This is a genomic window from Pelosinus fermentans JBW45 (assembly GCF_000271665.2).
Taxonomy (GTDB): domain Bacteria; phylum Bacillota; class Negativicutes; order DSM-13327; family DSM-13327; genus Pelosinus; species Pelosinus baikalensis.
In genome coordinates this window covers 3793426-3809751 of the sequence record NZ_CP010978.1, presented here as the reverse complement: position 1 = coordinate 3809751, position 16326 = coordinate 3793426, and the positions used below count along the sequence as shown (strand labels likewise).

General features: G+C 41.5%; 17 protein-coding genes and 1 pseudogene. 17 read left to right on the top strand and 1 reads right to left on the bottom strand.

Annotation, left to right across the window (positions count from 1 at the left end; genetic code table 11):
• Positions 1-297: 297 nt before the first annotated feature.
• The 10 genes and pseudogenes from JBW_RS16975 to JBW_RS16935 all read left to right on the top strand — a co-directional run.
• Positions 298-597 (top strand): annotated as a pseudogene (locus JBW_RS16975) (group II intron reverse transcriptase/maturase); the annotation flags it as partial.
• A gap of 230 nt (positions 598-827) precedes the next feature.
• The gene (locus JBW_RS16970) at positions 828-1688 is read left to right on the top strand and encodes a transposase (protein WP_007954118.1); all 861 of its coding nucleotides are present in this window, start codon (positions 828-830) and stop codon (positions 1686-1688) included.
• A 95-nt stretch (positions 1689-1783) separates the two neighbouring features.
• Positions 1784-2023, top strand: coding sequence for a hypothetical protein (locus JBW_RS16965; RefSeq protein WP_007954119.1), 240 nt, complete (start codon positions 1784-1786; stop codon positions 2021-2023).
• A 459-nt stretch (positions 2024-2482) separates the two neighbouring features.
• Positions 2483-2827, top strand: a complete 345-nt coding sequence (locus tag JBW_RS25415) for a hypothetical protein (protein ID WP_200896998.1) — start codon at positions 2483-2485, stop codon at positions 2825-2827.
• Positions 2790-3311 (top strand): reverse transcriptase domain-containing protein, encoded by a 522-nt coding sequence (locus tag JBW_RS24810; protein ID WP_071882498.1) that lies wholly within the window; start codon positions 2790-2792, stop codon positions 3309-3311. The genes JBW_RS25415 and JBW_RS24810 overlap by 38 nt, the downstream gene beginning before the upstream one ends.
• A gap of 515 nt (positions 3312-3826) precedes the next feature.
• The gene (ltrA, locus tag JBW_RS16955; protein ID WP_007956688.1) at positions 3827-5071 is read left to right on the top strand and encodes a group II intron reverse transcriptase/maturase; all 1245 of its coding nucleotides are present in this window, start codon (positions 3827-3829) and stop codon (positions 5069-5071) included.
• 127 nt (positions 5072-5198) lie between these two features.
• Positions 5199-5693, top strand: a complete 495-nt coding sequence (locus JBW_RS16950) for a group II intron maturase-specific domain-containing protein (RefSeq protein WP_144408450.1) — start codon at positions 5199-5201, stop codon at positions 5691-5693.
• 497 nt (positions 5694-6190) lie between these two features.
• Complete coding sequence (gene ltrA / locus JBW_RS16945; protein ID WP_082076235.1) at positions 6191-7510, top strand: group II intron reverse transcriptase/maturase; 1320 nt, start codon at positions 6191-6193, stop codon at positions 7508-7510.
• A gap of 97 nt (positions 7511-7607) precedes the next feature.
• On the top strand, positions 7608-8027 hold the full coding sequence (locus JBW_RS16940; protein WP_007959835.1) for a hypothetical protein: 420 nt from the start codon (positions 7608-7610) through the stop codon (positions 8025-8027).
• A gap of 10 nt (positions 8028-8037) precedes the next feature.
• Positions 8038-8277 carry a hypothetical protein gene (locus tag JBW_RS16935; protein ID WP_007959837.1) on the top strand — a complete coding sequence of 80 codons (240 nt, stop codon included), beginning with the start codon at positions 8038-8040 and terminating at the stop codon, positions 8275-8277.
• Positions 8278-8715: 438 nt separating this feature from the next.
• Here the strand turns inward: JBW_RS16935 and JBW_RS16930 are convergent, their stop codons facing one another.
• On the bottom strand, positions 8716-8892 hold the full coding sequence (locus tag JBW_RS16930) for an Arc family DNA-binding protein (RefSeq protein WP_007959839.1): 177 nt from the start codon (positions 8890-8892) through the stop codon (positions 8716-8718).
• A gap of 458 nt (positions 8893-9350) precedes the next feature.
• On the opposite strand from JBW_RS16930, the gene JBW_RS16925 reads away from it, so the two are divergent.
• The 7 genes from JBW_RS16925 (at position 9351) to murQ (ending at position 15608) form a co-directional block, all read left to right on the top strand.
• A complete protein-coding gene (locus JBW_RS16925) occupies positions 9351-9797 on the top strand; it encodes a PTS sugar transporter subunit IIA (RefSeq protein ID WP_036681789.1) in 447 nt (148 codons plus the stop codon).
• 25 nt (positions 9798-9822) lie between these two features.
• A complete protein-coding gene (locus JBW_RS23830) occupies positions 9823-11055 on the top strand; it encodes an S-layer homology domain-containing protein (protein WP_007959843.1) in 1233 nt (410 codons plus the stop codon).
• Between the two features lie 79 nt (positions 11056-11134).
• Positions 11135-12472, top strand: a complete 1338-nt coding sequence (locus tag JBW_RS16915) for a PTS transporter subunit EIIC (protein WP_007959844.1) — start codon at positions 11135-11137, stop codon at positions 12470-12472.
• A gap of 20 nt (positions 12473-12492) precedes the next feature.
• Entirely contained in the window at positions 12493-13572 is a 1080-nt protein-coding gene (locus JBW_RS16910) for a DUF871 domain-containing protein (RefSeq protein ID WP_007959845.1), read from the top strand.
• 32 nt (positions 13573-13604) lie between these two features.
• Positions 13605-14528 (top strand): N-acetylglucosamine kinase, encoded by a 924-nt coding sequence (locus JBW_RS16905; RefSeq protein ID WP_007959846.1) that lies wholly within the window; start codon positions 13605-13607, stop codon positions 14526-14528.
• A gap of 35 nt (positions 14529-14563) precedes the next feature.
• Entirely contained in the window at positions 14564-14692 is a 129-nt protein-coding gene (locus tag JBW_RS26065; RefSeq protein WP_255711596.1) for a hypothetical protein, read from the top strand.
• A 13-nt stretch (positions 14693-14705) separates the two neighbouring features.
• Positions 14706-15608: an N-acetylmuramic acid 6-phosphate etherase gene (murQ, locus tag JBW_RS16900; RefSeq protein ID WP_007959848.1), complete on the top strand. Its 903-nt coding sequence runs from the start codon at positions 14706-14708 to the stop codon at positions 15606-15608.
• Positions 15609-16326: the final 718 nt, after the last annotated feature.

The window sequence follows — 16326 nt, the reverse complement described above, 5'->3', positions numbered from 1 at the left end:
AAAACCGGGAGGTAGTCGTTGGCCCGGGATAAATCTGGAGGAAACCTGTTTACTGTCCAGATGGTGGCCGGCATGAAGGCGGCGTGAACGTGGTACAGGCTTCGGTTAGGAACGTGGGAACCTGTTCCCTGATGTTAAGGGAAAACTCCAAGTGGAAGACCCACAAGGACGAAAGTACTGATGCGGGGCGCAGGGGCGGAATGGCCTGTAGTAGTGATGAAACTTTGTAATTGAAGTGGAGCGAAGGGGCTGTGTTATCCAGTTTTGAACTATGGTCAACCGATAAGGGAGGAACCAATGAACAAAGCAAAGCCATATGAAATCTCCAAAAACATAGTGCTGGAGGCGTTTCAGAGAGTCAAAGCGAACAAGGGAGCGGCTGGAATAGATGGCGAAAGCTTAGAAAATTTTGAGGCAGATCTGAAGAAGAACCTTTATAAGATTTGGAATCGAATGTCTTCTGGTAGTTATTTTCCCCCACCCGTTAAAGCGGTAGAAATTCCTAAAAAGGATGGAGGAAAACGTATACTCGGAGTTCCCACGGTGTCAGACCGAGTAGCGCAAATGACTGCCAAAATCTATTTTGAGCCACAAGTAGGAGAGTAAATGGGGTCAGGCTTGAGTTATAAGGGAATTGACTTATACTTAATAGTTTGCTAAGCTGTGATCAAGTAAGATTGGCAGGTGAGATGGTTGGCAAGAAAACCAAGAGTACACTATGAAGATGCAATAGAGAGTAAATGGGGTCAGGCTTGAGTTATAAGGGAATTGACTTATACTTAATAGTTTGCTAAGCTGTGATCAAGTAAGATTGGCAGGTGAGATGGTTGGCAAGAAAACCAAGAGTACACTATGAAGATGCAATATATCATGTAATGGCCAGAGGAAATAATAGAGACCGTGTATTTGAGTCAGAGGAAGATAAAGCGAAGTATTTAAAGATTCTAGCTGACTATAAAGAAAGATATGACTTTAAATTGTACGCATATGTTGTAATGGACAATCATGTTCACTTACTGCTTCAAGTAGGTAAAGATCCATTAGCAAAAATTATGCAAGGTATTCAACAAAGATATACGCAATATTACAATTGGCATCACAAACACAGTGGACATGTATTTGAACAACGCTACAAGGCATTTATTTGTGAGGAAGAGAGTTATATAATGGCTCTTATTTGTTATATTCATCAAAATCCAGTAAAAGCAAATATTCTGGAGGGAATTAACTATAGCTGGAGCAGTCATCAAGCATATGTTAGCAGATTACAGGGATTAGTAAATGTAGAATTCATATTGAATATATTGAGCATTAAGCCTAATGAAGCAATGACGAAATATTTGGCTTTAGTGGGAACTGCTGTTGATAGGCCGAAGTATAAAGATGAAAAAGAACAAGAGAAAGAGACTCAAAAAGCTTGGTTGCAAGCGGAAACGGAAAAAGGGCAAACAGAGCTAATGTGGGAACAACTAGTAGCGAAAATTACTGTAGAAGAAGAGGTAAATCAAGAAAAATTGATTGGGAAGTGTCGAATACGACAAGTGGTAGCTGCTAGGAAACGATTAATTTATGAAGCGATTAATAGGAGTATAATGACAAAAATGCAATTGGCCAAATTGTTACAGATTGATCCAGCCAATATTACAAGAATTTGGCAAGCTAAGGTTGGTAGTAAGGAAATTAAATAAAAATAAGTCAATTGTTTAAATAAATCAAGCCTGACCCCCGGACCCCCGTTTTTGCTGAAGAGCGTGAAAAATCTATCACCAGTTTTAAAAAGTATATGAATGAACAAGCTGATGATAATTGTATTGAAATTAAGGAAGCAAAAAGAATAACAGATGAAGACATCAAGAAAATGATACAAAAGTATGCAAATGTTAAGTTGGCTACTGAATTGCAAAATATGGAAAGAATAAAACGAGAAGCGATAATAAGAAGAGTGAAAGAAGTAGACGGTGTGTCAACGCGGCAAATAGCAAGAGTGACAGGTGTGAGTCAAACTGTAATTTCCAAAGTGTAACTCGATAGAACCGTCCCGTGCGCCAAGAAGCGCACGGAGTATAGCGGGTGAGAATCCCGCCTGGGAAGGAGTAGCCATTCACCCAGTATCCAGCCTTGGGACTGAAGCGGTAACGCCAGGTCTAAGCGTAGGTAGGAGAGGTAGTAGGCCGAAAGCGCAAGCTGAAGATGTAGAATCCCGAAATTCCTCTTGGGAATGGTCGATGCATGGGACGAGCAGAAGACAATACTAGGCTTAGCGATAAGGCGAGTTAAGTCTGGCGCCCCGGGATCGTAGGTCTTGGCATGCTACACATCGTTACTCCGTGTGAACTTGGGAGACCCTGCCGCCCTCCAAACGAGTATGGCGGACAAGTTGAAGACGAGGAAGTCAAATAGACGGCAGGGAGTCGGATTACGCCATAGTACTGATGAAGTGGGGTAATGCCCGCAGAAGGAAGGGCGTAACATAACAGTGCCCTTGAAAAGGGAAACAATGCTGCACTGGAGGCAGAGAGAAACATTGGAAACAAAACTAACAAGGATAGCCGAACTAGCCAAACAAAGACCAAGAGTCAAACTGCAAACCCTTATCCATGCAATTGATGAGGAAAGCCTGAAAGCAGCTCATAGTGTCTTGTCGGCAAACAAAGCAGTCGGCGTTGACGCTGTAACCAAAGAAGAATACGGCGAAAAGCTACAAGAAAACATTACTGATCTCCTGGAAAGAATGAAGCGGCAAGCGTATAAGCCGCAACCCGCAAAGAGAGTCTACATCCCAAAAGTTGATGGTAAAAAAACGACCGCTAGGAATACCCGCCTATGAGGACAAACTGGTGCAGAAAGCCCTTAATGAAATCCTGATTGTCATCTACGAACCGGAATTTCTCGACTGCTCCTATGGTTTCAGGCCAGGGAGAAGTTGCCACGACGCGCTAAAGGAAGTTGCTAAAATTCTTGAAACCAAGAAGGTCAGCTATGTGGTGGATGCAGATATCAAAGGCTTCTTTGACAACGTCGACCATGGGTGGATGATGAAGTTCCTGAAAGATCGCATCCAAGACCCGAATCTACTGCGACTGATACAGCGCTTCTTAAAAGCTGGTGTCATAGAGGAGGGCGTAGAACACGAGACAGACACAGGAACGCCGCAGGGGGGAGTCATCTCACCGACACTGGCGAATGTATACCTGCATTATGTACTGGACTTGTGGTTTACTGTGAAGATAAAGCGGGAATGCAGAGGCAAAGCATACCTAATACGGTATGCTGACGACTGTGCGCCACGAAGGAGTGTCCAAGTAGCGTAGCTACTTGAAGGCAGCCATGCTGTACAGATGATGGTGGTAGGTCCACCGAAATCGCCATACAGGTGGAGGTTTCAAACTACCTTAAGGTGCTGTGGCCAAAATCCATGGTATTGAGCGTTAAGGAAAAGGCAGTGATAAAACTGTCAAGTGCGTATTAAGGAGATGAATGAACAAATGAACCACTTACGAAAATGTCGATAGCGTAGAGATTCCATCAAAACCAGGGGGTAGTCGTTAATCTGGGATAAGTCTAGGGGAAACCTGTTTACTGCCTAGACGGTGGGCGGCATAAAGGTGGCATGAACTTAATACAGGCGTCTGTACGGAACGTGGGAACCCACGGGCTGATGTTAAGGGAGTATATCAAGCGGAAGAACCGCAAGATAAGAGTACCAATGCAGTCATGGGGGCAGATTGGGTTGTAGTAGTGATGAAGTTTCTGTAATGGGAATGGAGCGAAGAACCCGAATTATTCAGTTTCAAGAATAAGTCAACTTTGAAAGGAGGAGGAACTTATGCAAGAAACAAAGCCATACAGTATTTCCAAAAGAGCAGTAATTACTGCTTATGAAAGAGTGAAAGCAAATAAGGGAACCTATGGAGTGGATGAGCAATCTATTGAGGATTTTGAGAGAAAGCTAAATAATAATCTCTATAAGATTTGGAATAGAATGTCGTCAGGAAGTTATTTCCCGAAACCTGTAAAGGCAGTAGCAATTCCAAAGAAGAATGGTGGAACTCGTATTTTAGGAATACCAACCGTAGAGGACAGGATAGCGCAGATGGTAGCGAAGTTATACTTTGAGCCATGCGTGGAACCGATATTTTACGAAGATTCCTATGGATACAGGCCGAATAAATCAGCAATACAGGCAATAGAAGTAACAAGGAGAAGGTGTTGGAGAAAAGACTGGGTTTTAGAGTTTGATATAAAGGGTCTATTTGATAACATCAGACATGATTACTTAATAGAAATGGTAAAACACCAAACAAAAGAAGAATGGATTCTTCTGTATGTACAAAGGTGGTTGACAGCACCGTTTCAAATGGAGGATGGAACGATTGTTCTAAGAACTTCAGGAACGCCACAAGGTGGGGTAATCAGTCCTGTACTTGCCAATCTATTTTTACACTATGTATTTGATGATTATATGACGAAAGAGTTTCCAGCAATACCGTGGGCAAGATATGCGGATGATGGAATTGCACACTGTGTGTCTCTTAAACAAGCGAAATATTTGCAACGCAGACTACAGGAACGATTTGAGTGTTTTGGATTAGAATTAAATTTGGATAAGACAAGAATTGTATATTGTAAAGATGATGACCGAATAGGAAATCATGAATACACCTCTTTTGATTTTCTGGGATATACATTCAGACCAAGACATGCAAAGAATAAATGTGGAAAGTTCTTCACTAACTTTCTGCCAGCAATGGGAGAAAAGGCGAAGAAATCCATAAGAAAAGTAGTTAGAAAGTGGAAGTTGCAGTTGAAACCGGATAAGGACTTATTGGACATAGCAAATATGTTCAATAGCCAAATACAGGGATGGATTAATTACTACACGCATTTTTATAAATCAGAGATATATGAAGTATTAAGATATATTAATGGACGTCTTGTTTACTGGGTTCGCAAGAAATACAAGAATCGAAAATCAAGACAAAGAGCTGAACATTGGCTTGGAGAAATAGCAAAGCGTGATAGAAAACTGTTTGCACACTGGAAATTTGGGATACTGCCAACGGCTGGATAATGGGAGCTGTATGAGCTGAGAGGTTCACGTACAGTTCTGAGAGAGACTTAGGGGGAAGTTCCCTAGGTCTACTTGCTTTGTTTGCTTCTTTCAACACCAAGATGATGCTGAAGCTTTCTATGGGAAGTTGAAAGATCGATTGGGGAAGTTCAACCTAGAGATCGCAGAGGAGAAAACGAAGAAGATCGAATTTGGACGCTTCGCCGAGGAAAGACGGAACAAACGAGGGGAAGGAAAACCGGAGACATTTGACTTTCTAGGATTCACGCACTACTGTAGCAAAAGCAAGATAGGTAAATTCCGCGTCAAAAGGAAAACCAGCAGAAAGAAATTTAAAGTAAAACTAAAAGTCTTCGCTGAATGGCTCCATTATAATATGCATACTGAGATAGGAGACTTAATCAAACAGATAAATTCCAAGCTGGTTGGGCACTTCCGCTACTATGGGGTGACCGACAACAGCAGCGGAATTGGTGCGTTTGGATACCGCATACGGCGCAAGTTGTTTGAAGTGCTCAATCGCAGAAGCCAGAAGAAGAGCCTAATTTGGGAAGAGTTTGCAAAGCTCGAGGAACGATTCCCACTTGCTAGGGCAAGAATTTATGTGAATATATATGGCTAATTGTTAGGCAAATGCTGCTATGAAGAGCCGGATGCCTTAATAGGGCTCGTCCGGTTCCGGTGTGCCACGAAAGGCACAAAGGTGATGAAGGAAGGTCCTTCGGTGGGGACTATACAGGTAGATCCACCAAACAACCCTATGCTGCTGTGGTCAAAAGCCATGGTAGTGAGCAACTAGGGAAAAGGCTGTCAAAACAGTCATGTGAGTTATATGAAGATGAACGAAAGTGAACCGCTGAAGAAGTATCGATAGCGTGAGTGCTGTCAAAACCTACCTTTCAGAACTGGGTGGGGACAAGAATAGCGGCAACCTGGAAAGCTGGCTATTTGACAGACGGTATGAAGGTGGCATGAGCATATAACAGGCACCATTGTGAAACGTGGGAACCTATACCATAATGTAAATCGAAAAAGCGCAAGCCACAGAAAGGTGAGGCTGAAAATAGAGATGTGTGGTATAGGGGCGGAGACACTCGTAGTAGCGATGAAGTTACTGTAATGGGAATGGAGCAAAGGGGTGTCATCATTCAGCTTGAAGTTGATAACAACTGGAAACAGGAGGATTTGATGCAAGAGAGCAAACCATATAATATTCCTAAAAAAGTAGTCAAAGAAGCCTATAGGCGAGTAAAAGTTAACAAAGGAAGTGCTGGAATTGATGGTATGGACTTTGAAGAGTTTGAGAAGCATCTGAAAAACAATCTGTACAAAATCTGGAATAGGATGAGTTCGGGTAGTTACTTTCCATCGCCCGTGCTTGCGGTAGAAATACCGAAGAAAGCAGGAGGAACAAGGAGATTAGGAATACCCACAATCCATGACAGAATAGCACAGATGGTAGCCAAAATGTATATAGAGCCAGTGGTAGAGCCAATGTTTCACGAAAACTCCTATGGATATCGACCTAACAAATCTGCTATAGATGCGATAGGACAGGCAAGAAAAAGATGTTGGAAGTATGATTTTGTTTTAGAGCTGGATATCAAGGGATTATTTGATAATATAGACCATGAACTGTTAATGAGAGTGGTTAAAAGACATGTTAGAGAACCGTGGATACGATTGTATGTGGAAAGATGGCTAAAAGCACCATTCAAGCTAAAAGATGGTACGACCATTGAGAGAACCTCTGGGACACCTCAAGGTGGGGTGATTAGTCCAATTCTGGCGAATATGTTTATGCATTACGTATTCGATGTATGGATGGTGAAAAACTACCCGGAAGCACCGTTTGAGCGATACGCAGATGATGCTGTAGTACACTGTAGGACAGAAGAAAAGGCAATACAGATTTTGAAATCGCTTAATGAAAGGATGCAAGCCTGTTTACTAGAATTGCATCCAAACAAAACCAGAATTGTGTACTGTAAAGATGGAGACAGAAAGAAGGACTACTCAAAGAGCGAATTTGACTTTCTTGGGTACACATTCAAAGGAGTATTCATTAAATACAAAAATGGCAGTACAGGTGTAAACTTTATAGCATCAGCTAGCAAGAATTCAAATAAGGCTTTTCGAGAGAAGATAAAATCGTTGGAGATACATAAGAAAACAGGATGCAAAACGGATATGATTGCCGGAGTGATAAATCCTATCATTAGAGGATGGATTAATTATTTTTGCAAATACAATCCACAGGCGACCAAGTATTCATTAGACTGTGTAGATAGGCGATTGGTCAAATGGGCAATGTGTAAATTCAAAAGGTTTCGAGGACACAGAAAGAAAGCAGAAATGTGGCTAGCTGAGGTGAAGAAAAGAGAGCCTGATCTATTTGCACACTGGCAATACCGTAATAGGAATGTTGTAATGAGTTGAATGATAAGAGCCGGATGAGGGGAGACCTTCAAGTCCGGTTCCGTGAGAAGCTAAGAGTGAGATTCCCTTGGCTTACTCGACTGAGGGGGGCTGGGTCGTGAGACCCGCTTCTACTCGACCGCGAGTTATTCCAGAGGTGGAATTGCAAAATTCAACTAATCCATTTGGCCTTTCAAAACCTAATACTGCAGTGAGGTTGTCTGGAGTTGACGATGTCATCTCGGAATCTCTTGCAGGAGCAAAAAATGGTGCAGGTAATATTACTAGTAATTTTAGGGTTAACACAGATGAGGCGTTAGCTTTAGGAGATAAACTTTTGGGGCAAGGATATAAGGAAGTTGGAAAGGCTGGTAGTGGTGTTTTTGAAAAACAAGTAGGTAGTCAAACGTATAGGTTTAGGATTGATGAGAACTCACTTCTTGGTAAGCATGCTCCAAATGAACCTCATGTTCATGTCGAAATACTCGACGAAAACAGAAATATTTTGGTAAATAATCATATCCCACTAATTGATTAGGAGTAAGATAATGGTAAAAGTTAATGCTAAAGGAAAAATTAATAATGGGAAACTAGTAAACCGGTACATTTGGATTATAGACGATAGTGAAAACACAGGAGGGTATCTTGTAATTCAGTCGCCAACAATCAGTTTCGAGGGTGAAGGATTTGATAATTGGTTTGTAACATTAGAGGAAGTTGAGCAGTTTATAAATTACAATAAATGGGAAATAGAATGGTTTGAGAAAAATGAGTTGGGAGATAACTGAGATGTACTAATAACAAACTATATCTATGAAAAAGCGAGGTCAGTGGACTAAAAAATCCGCTGACCTCGCTTTTCATCTCAAGTGTCGTCTCGTGATGAAAAACTCAAAGGAAAAACTCAAAGGGACGGTTCCATTGAGTTCCGGGGATCAAGGTTAATGTAAGTGATGATGACCTTCGACAAATGGTGCGACAGGAATTTGGAATTGACGCAGTAAAAATTTGCAATGAACCGAGAGAAAAACAAGACGCAATATTGAAAGTAATGAAAGAAGTTGTCGGCACGAATATACGCCAGATAGCACGCATAACGGGGTTATCATCCACAAAGATTTGGAAGGCCTGAAACAGAGTCCCTGTCCCTTTGTTTTTCAATAATAGCGAAAAGCCAATTCCCTTTGCTTGATGGGAATTGGCTTTTTCACTATTAATTTTGGAAATTATGTATTTTCGACTTTTATTACGCCGTGTTCTTTTTCATATGTGGAAATATGTGTCTTGATGAGCATTTCTAATTCTTTATTGACGGTTCGAAAATTATTATCAGCAATATATCGAAGTTTTTCAAGACTTTCCTGATTGATACGAAGTGTAAATTTGGGCATTTTTGATGGCACTTCAATCCCTCCATGTAGTCATTATAACAATTTTAATATATCGCAAAATAATTTAGCACGGCGTATTGACGGCTAGGTGACGGCAATATATAATAAAAAACATGGTGACTCTAAAGTGACGGCTTGATGGGGGAGAATATTTAAGACAATAGGCACAGTCTTGAGTCTTATGCAATTGCCGATGGCAAACTTCACTAACTTTTTTGATTTGCATGTCTAAACTTAAAATTGTCCAAGGAATAAACGTTAGATTGATTTTCTATAAAACATAAAGTCAACTATGGAGGTGATAAATTATTTCATACTTAGCAATCGTACCAAAGGAAGAAGTGTCCATAAGAAGTCCATCCAATAGACAAGTGGAGGCAATCACAATAAGCCATATCCTTTTACTAGATTATACCAATAGTTTTCGTAAAATTCTGCCTCTTTATTCCGACAAAAAAGGTGGTGAGAGTATGAGTGAGGTTAAGCTAAAAGACCTGTTAAAAAAAGAAAATATTAAAATTCATATGAAAGCTGACAATTGGGAGGGTGCTGTTCGGATTGGTGGGGAGATTTTAGTACAGAATGGTTATGTGGAAGAAAGATTTGTGGAGGCTGTTGTTCAGACGATAAAGACAATAGGGCCCTATATGGTCATATATCCAGGTTTAGCCGTTCCCCATGCAAGACCAGAATATGGGGTAAAGAAATTGGGAATGAGTTTGATAACCCTGGATGAACCTGTTAACTTTGGGAGCCAATACAATGATCCAGTGAAAACGATCATATGCCTTGCACCCATAGATACTACGTCTCATTTCAAAGCCTTAGAGCTAGTCTTAAAAATGATTCATGACGGTAGCCTCCGTGGTATTGAAAAAGCCGAAGACATTGACGAAATCATGAAAAGGATTCATTGAGTCAATAAATAAGGAGAGTAAGAGAATGAATAAAAAAATGATTGCCAGCGTGGTAGCAGCTTGTGTATTGAGTGTAGGGACTGCATTTGCATCGACGAATCCCTTTGCGGATGTTTCTCCAAATGATTGGTCATATGGTGCAGTGAAAAATTTAGCGCAAGCAGGTCTCATTGACGGTTATAGTGATGGTACTTTTAAAGGTGATAAGAGCATTACTCGTTATGAAATGGCCCAACTAGTAGGGAAAGCGATCTATAGATCGGATAAAGCAAATGCGGAGCAAAAAGCTGCTATTGAAAAATTAGCAACTGAATACAAAGATGAACTGCAAAATCTTGGTGTTCGCATGGATAATCTGGAAAAGAAAACGGCTGGCGTTAATGACTGGAAAATAAATGGGTGGGCTCAAACCGAAAATACGTATGGTCATATTTATGGAAATAAGAACCTGCATGAATATAATATGCAAGTTCGTATACGTGTACAAAAACCAATCAATGATAAGCTGAATGTTCTTTACGAATTAAAAAATAAAGACTATTTAGACAATGCTAGTGGTACCAAAGATACTTCTTGGAGGACCCGGCAAAATTTCTTTACCTACAAAGCCTCACCAGATACTACGATTAATATTGGTAAAAAAGTGTATTGGTTAGCGAATGGTTTATTCATGGATGATACTGTAAGAGGTGTCGATATTACAACGAAGTTGTCCGACAAACTTACTTTCTTTGGCTTGCTTGGTCGTTACGAAGGTAATATTGATAGTACGATTGCGTATGGTACGATTGGTGGTAAATTTGGTAATTTTGATTTGGGCGTTCATTATATGACGGGTAGCAAGACTATTATAAATAAATCTATAGGCACTAGCATTCCTGCGGTAACTGCTGGCTATACGCTCCCTAGCGGTTTGAATATTTCAGGTGGTTATGCTGAAAATACTAAAGCTGATGATAATAATAAAATGTACAAACTTCAACTATGGAAAACAATTAATAAAGATGAGCTGATTCTCCAGTATTGGAAACAAGAAGGGAATCTAAATCTTCCAGCGGAAAATGGTGACCATTTGACTTGGTGGGGTAATGAATATGGTGTACTTGGTGGTAACCAAGGCTTTAAAGGGTATCGTGCTATCGTTGTTCATCATATTAATCCTCAGCTTTATACAGAAACTTGGTATGGTGATTACAAAAATCTAGTTACTAATGAAAGAGCTAAAAAATATGGATGGGATGTAACTATTTCCTTCTAGGAGTCTGTTGCAAAAACTCACCCAGTCTAAAAAATTAGTAAATGTATGATCTTAATTAGAATTTTATGGGGGTGGAATAATGGCAAAGGAACGAGATTTGGCTCAACAAATAATTAGTACCGTTGGAGGAAAAGAGAATATTGCCAGTGCAACGCACTGCATGACCAGACTAAGGCTTACAATCAGTTCTTTGGAAAAGGTTGATATTACTAAGCTCAAACAAATCTCTGGAGTTTTGGGCACTTTGGAACAAGCAGGGCAACTTCAAATTATTCTCGGACCAGGTGTAGTAAATAAGGTAGCTGCAGAGTTTAGTGATTTGACTAATCTAGCGATGGGAGAAGTCACTGATCTTAAAGCAGCATATAAGGATAAAAACCGAACTCCTTTCAAATTGTTTTTACAGAAATTATCTAGTATTTTTGTACCGCTGATGCCAGCTATTGTTGGTTCCGGTATGGTCGCCGGCATAACTAATGTGGCAATTCGCTGCGGCGCTGATCCTCAGGGCGCATTGATCGCCATACTAAATGTAATCGGTTGGGGCATTTTTTCCTATCTAGGCGTTTTTGTCGGTATAAATACCGCTAAGGAATTTGGCGGGTCGCCTGCTATGGGTGGATTAGCTGGTGTTTTGATTATCAATCCGGCCATTGCTTCCATAAAAATTAGTGGAATGGCGTTGGTTCCAGGACGTGGCGGTCTAATTGGCGTACTGTTGGTGGCTTGGTTTATGAGCGTTCTGGAAAAACGACTACGTAAATTTGTTCCGACTGCGATTGACATCATCGTAACTCCGACCTTAACTTTACTCGTTACAGGATTTGCTACATACTATATCCTGCAACCGCTAGGCGGATATCTATCGGATGGCATTATAGGTTTTTTTAAATTTATGATAAGTTCGGGTGGCCCTATCGCGGGTTTTATTTTAGCCGGTACCTTCTTGCCTGTAGTTATGACTGGTCTGCATCAAGGATTAACGCCTGTCCACATGGAATTACTAAATACATTGAAGGAAAATCCGCTTTTACCTATATTGGCCATGGCAGGTGGCGGTCAAGTAGGAGCCACTGTTGCTGTTTATTTTAAAACCAAAAATAAAAAAATTAAGGAAGTAGTAAAAGGAGCACTGCCGGTAGGCTTTCTAGGTATAGGGGAACCGCTCATTTTTGGTGTAACTTTGCCGCTGGGACGCCCTTTCATAACAGCCTGTATAGGCGCCGGATTTGGCGGTGCGTTTCAGGCGTTAATGCATGTTAAGTCTATCGCATTAGGTGTCTCCGGGCTGTCATTAGCATTTTTAATTAAGCCCGGCGGCGTTATGTATTATCTCATTGGTATTCTCATTGCTTATGTCGCGGGTTTTGTGATTACTTGGTTTGTGGGTTTTGATGATCCTAAGAATGAAGAATAATAAATAGGAGGTATTAATTGATGGCAATAGAAAAAGGTATATCGGTCTATGTCGGCATGGGTCACAAGGAAGAGGCTATTCGAGAATACATGTTTTCTGCACACCAATATGGCTATTCTCGGATATTTACCTCCTTACACATTCCCGAGGCTGATAGTCAAAAGATTTTGAATGAATTCACTAATATGATCAAATATGCAAAGCAGTTAGGATTTTGCATAACTGCCGACATTTCTCCAGCTTCATTTGAATTACTAAGAATAACGCGGGGGAATATCGATGATTTATGCAAACTCGGTATTGATACGTTGCGTCTGGATTTTGGGTTTAACCTTCAAGAAACTGCCGAATTGGCTAAAAAAAGCCAATTCGACATTGAACTGAACGCCAGCACAATTGATCAGAAAATACTTAATACTATTTTGGGTGAGGGAATTGACTCCGCTCGTTTGCGAGCTTGTCATAACTATTATCCCCGTCCGGAAACTGGATTATCATACGGTCTTTTTGCCGAAAGGTCCCAGCTTTTCCGCAGTTATGGTATACCGGTAGCGGCTTTTATTGCTTCACATAATAACCCCCGGGGACCGATATATGAGGGGGTGCCGTCCTTAGAGCAACACCGATATATGAATCCGGTCACTGCTGCCAAACATTTTTTTGCCAGCAAACTGGTTGATGCAGTAATTTTCGGTGACCCATTTGCAGCCACCGAAGAGTTGGCCGGAGTGGCTGCCTTGGATGAACGCTATATTGAACTTGTGGTTGATACCAAACCTGGCATCAGCGATATGGAAAGAGCTATACTTTTAGGCAGACATACCAATCGTAATGATCCAGGTGAACATGTTATCCGTTCTCAGGAGGCTCGAAATTCGTGCCGTGATACCATTCTGAAACGGTCAGCTTTAACCCGTCCCTGTGGTGCGGTCACTATTGATAATGTGGAGTATCTCCGTTATATGGGTGAATTACAAGTGGTATGCCGCGAATTGCCAATTGATGCGAGAACGAATGTAGTGGCTCAAGTAATCAAGGAGGAATTGTTTCTGTTGGAGTACATTCAGCCCGGTCGCTCATTTTGCTTCAAGGAGAAATGAGCAGCAACATGATAGGAGTGATTTTATAAACAATGGAATGGGTATTAGGGATTGATGGAGGCGGCAGCAAGACTAGAGGTTGGGCTGCGGACCGGAATGGTATAATCCTAGCGAAAGTAGAAAGAGGAGCCTCGAATCATCATGTTATTGGCATAGTTAAATTTCGTCAACTTATCAGCGACATGTTGGATGAATTTGCGGCCACTGGTCTGGAACGTAGTGATTTACGGTTCATTTCTTTAGGGCTGGCAGGTGTCGACCGACAGCAGGATAAGGTGAGTATTGGCATGTCCCTGGATGATTTGGGATTAAAAGGGCATTATAGCCTCTGCAATGATTCGGAGATTGCTTTGGTTGCTGGAATTGGCAAGTTGGAAGGTATTGTGGCTATTTCTGGTACAGGTTCTATTGCCTATGGGGTGAATGCACAAGGCGAATGCTTTCGGGCTGGTGGCTGGGGACATGTAGTCAGTGATGAAGGAAGTGGTTACTATATTGCCCGGCAAGCCCTGGTGCGAAGTATTAAAGCGGCAGAAGGTATGGAGCAACCTACCATGTTGTTAGCTGACATTCTCACTTTCTTGCAGATCGCATCCTTTGATGATTTAATTACTTTCATATATCATCCGCAGACAACCAAAAATCAAGTAGCTGTACTCACCGAAGTCGTGGTTAGTGCTGCAGCGAATGGTGATGTGGTAGCTATTGCTATTTTAAAGGATACAGCGGACCAAATAATAGCTTTGATCGAGGCTATTATTACTAGAGGATTTGCTACTGCTACGGAGATAAAAGTTGTATTATTCGGCAGTATTCTGCAAAAGATTCCACAGGTTCGAGAGCGGGTTATTGCTAAGTTGCAAGACAAAGCGGATATCAGATGTTCTGAGGCTGAACCTGTATCGGGCGCGGTAATACTGGCATTGCAAGCGTTGAATAAATTTGGAAAGGTTTGACGTGTATTAAATGTACTCTTTTGCGCAGCGGTGCAATGGCGTCACGTATTGCCCAACTGTCTGTTATTGATGCGTTGTTTGTAGGCGTAGCTCGCAAACGATATAATCAGGTAATCGGATATTTGGAAAAAAACCGTGAGGTGGTAAGGGATACTAAATATTAGTGAGGTGGATAGTTTGACAGTAGATATAGAGAGTTTAATGACAGAACAAAGAAATCCTAAAACAGAAAACATCGACCAATTAAGTACAGCGGAGATGCTAAAATTGATTAACGATGAGGACAAAATAGTGGCATATGCTGTGGAAAAGGAGATCCCCAATATTGCTCAGGCTGTCGACAAAGTAGTTGAAGCACTGCCGCGGGGCGGCCGGCTGGTGTACATAGGTGCAGGGACAAGCGGTCGGCTGGGAGTTCTGGATGCTTCTGAATGTCCGCCAACCTTTGGGGTTGATGACAGTATGGTTGTCGGTCTGATTGCCGGCGGCGACCATGCTTTGCGCAATGCGATCGAAGGCGCTGAGGATGACGAGGAAGAAGCGGTTAGACAATTGCGAAACATCGGTTTGTCAGTGTCCGATGTATTGATCGGTATTGCCGCCAGTGGACGTACTCCTTATGTTGTGGGCGGACTTAAGTATGCAAACGAACTTGGTGCGACTACCATGGCGATTAGTTGTTCACCGAATTCGGTGATCGGCGATATAGCCAAGATTGCCATCACGCTGGTGGTCGGTCCAGAGGTTATAGCCGGTTCTACCCGCCTGAAAGCCGGTACGGCCCAAAAGCTGGTACTGAATATGATTACGACGGCTGCAATGATCCAGATTGGAAAAGTGTATGGAAATTTGATGGTGGACGTGAAGGCAAGCAATGTGAAACTTTTGGAACGGGCCAAAAGAATTGTTGCCCAGGCTACCGGACTTTCCATAGAGCAGGCAAAGGAATTTCTGGAACAGGCTAACTATAACCCTAAGCTGGCAATTGTTATGAGTAAACAAGCATGTACGATGGAAGAAGCTAAGATGCGGTTGGAAAAAGCCCATGGGGTTATCCGTAAGGCATTAAGCGTGGAATGATAAAAATGATACATAGCAAATATATGTAAAGTCATTACTTTACAACAAACCGTAGACAAAAAGGTACTTTATGCTTGGCGTAAAGTACCTTTTTGATGTGCGCCCAGCATGGGCGCTTACTTGTTGGTGAAAGTCCAATTTTGTCTTGAAATTCCGGGGATCAAGGTTAATGTAAGTGATGATGACCTTCGACAAATGGTCCGACAGGAATTTGGAATTGACGCAGTAAAAATTTGCAATGAACCGAGAGAAAAACAAGACGCTATATTGAAGAAATGAAAGAAGTTGTCGGCACGAATATACGCCAGATAGCACGTATAACGGGATTATCATCCACAAAGATTTAGAAGGCCTGAAACAGGATCCCTGTCCCTGTTTCTGTAACAGGAGGAATATTTCATGCGCGAATTACAGCTCTTTAAGAAGAGATTAGCAACTGCTAGTAGGTGAAACCTATGCAGCAAGGAGAACCTCCAGATAGCACACACAAGGATCTAGGAAGGCTTGAAACAGAGGTCCTGTCACGTTATTGACGCCGGACTGTGTGAAAAGTAAACGACAATAATTACATAAAATGAACAAATATGATAAAATGTAGATATAAATTCTGATTGGGAAGAGTTGGATTTATGGGCTATATAAAATGCGAAGGAAGAAGGCAATCAATACTGTTTCCTGAAAGCAGAGATGACTATATTGGCAAATTATAATTCAGTTC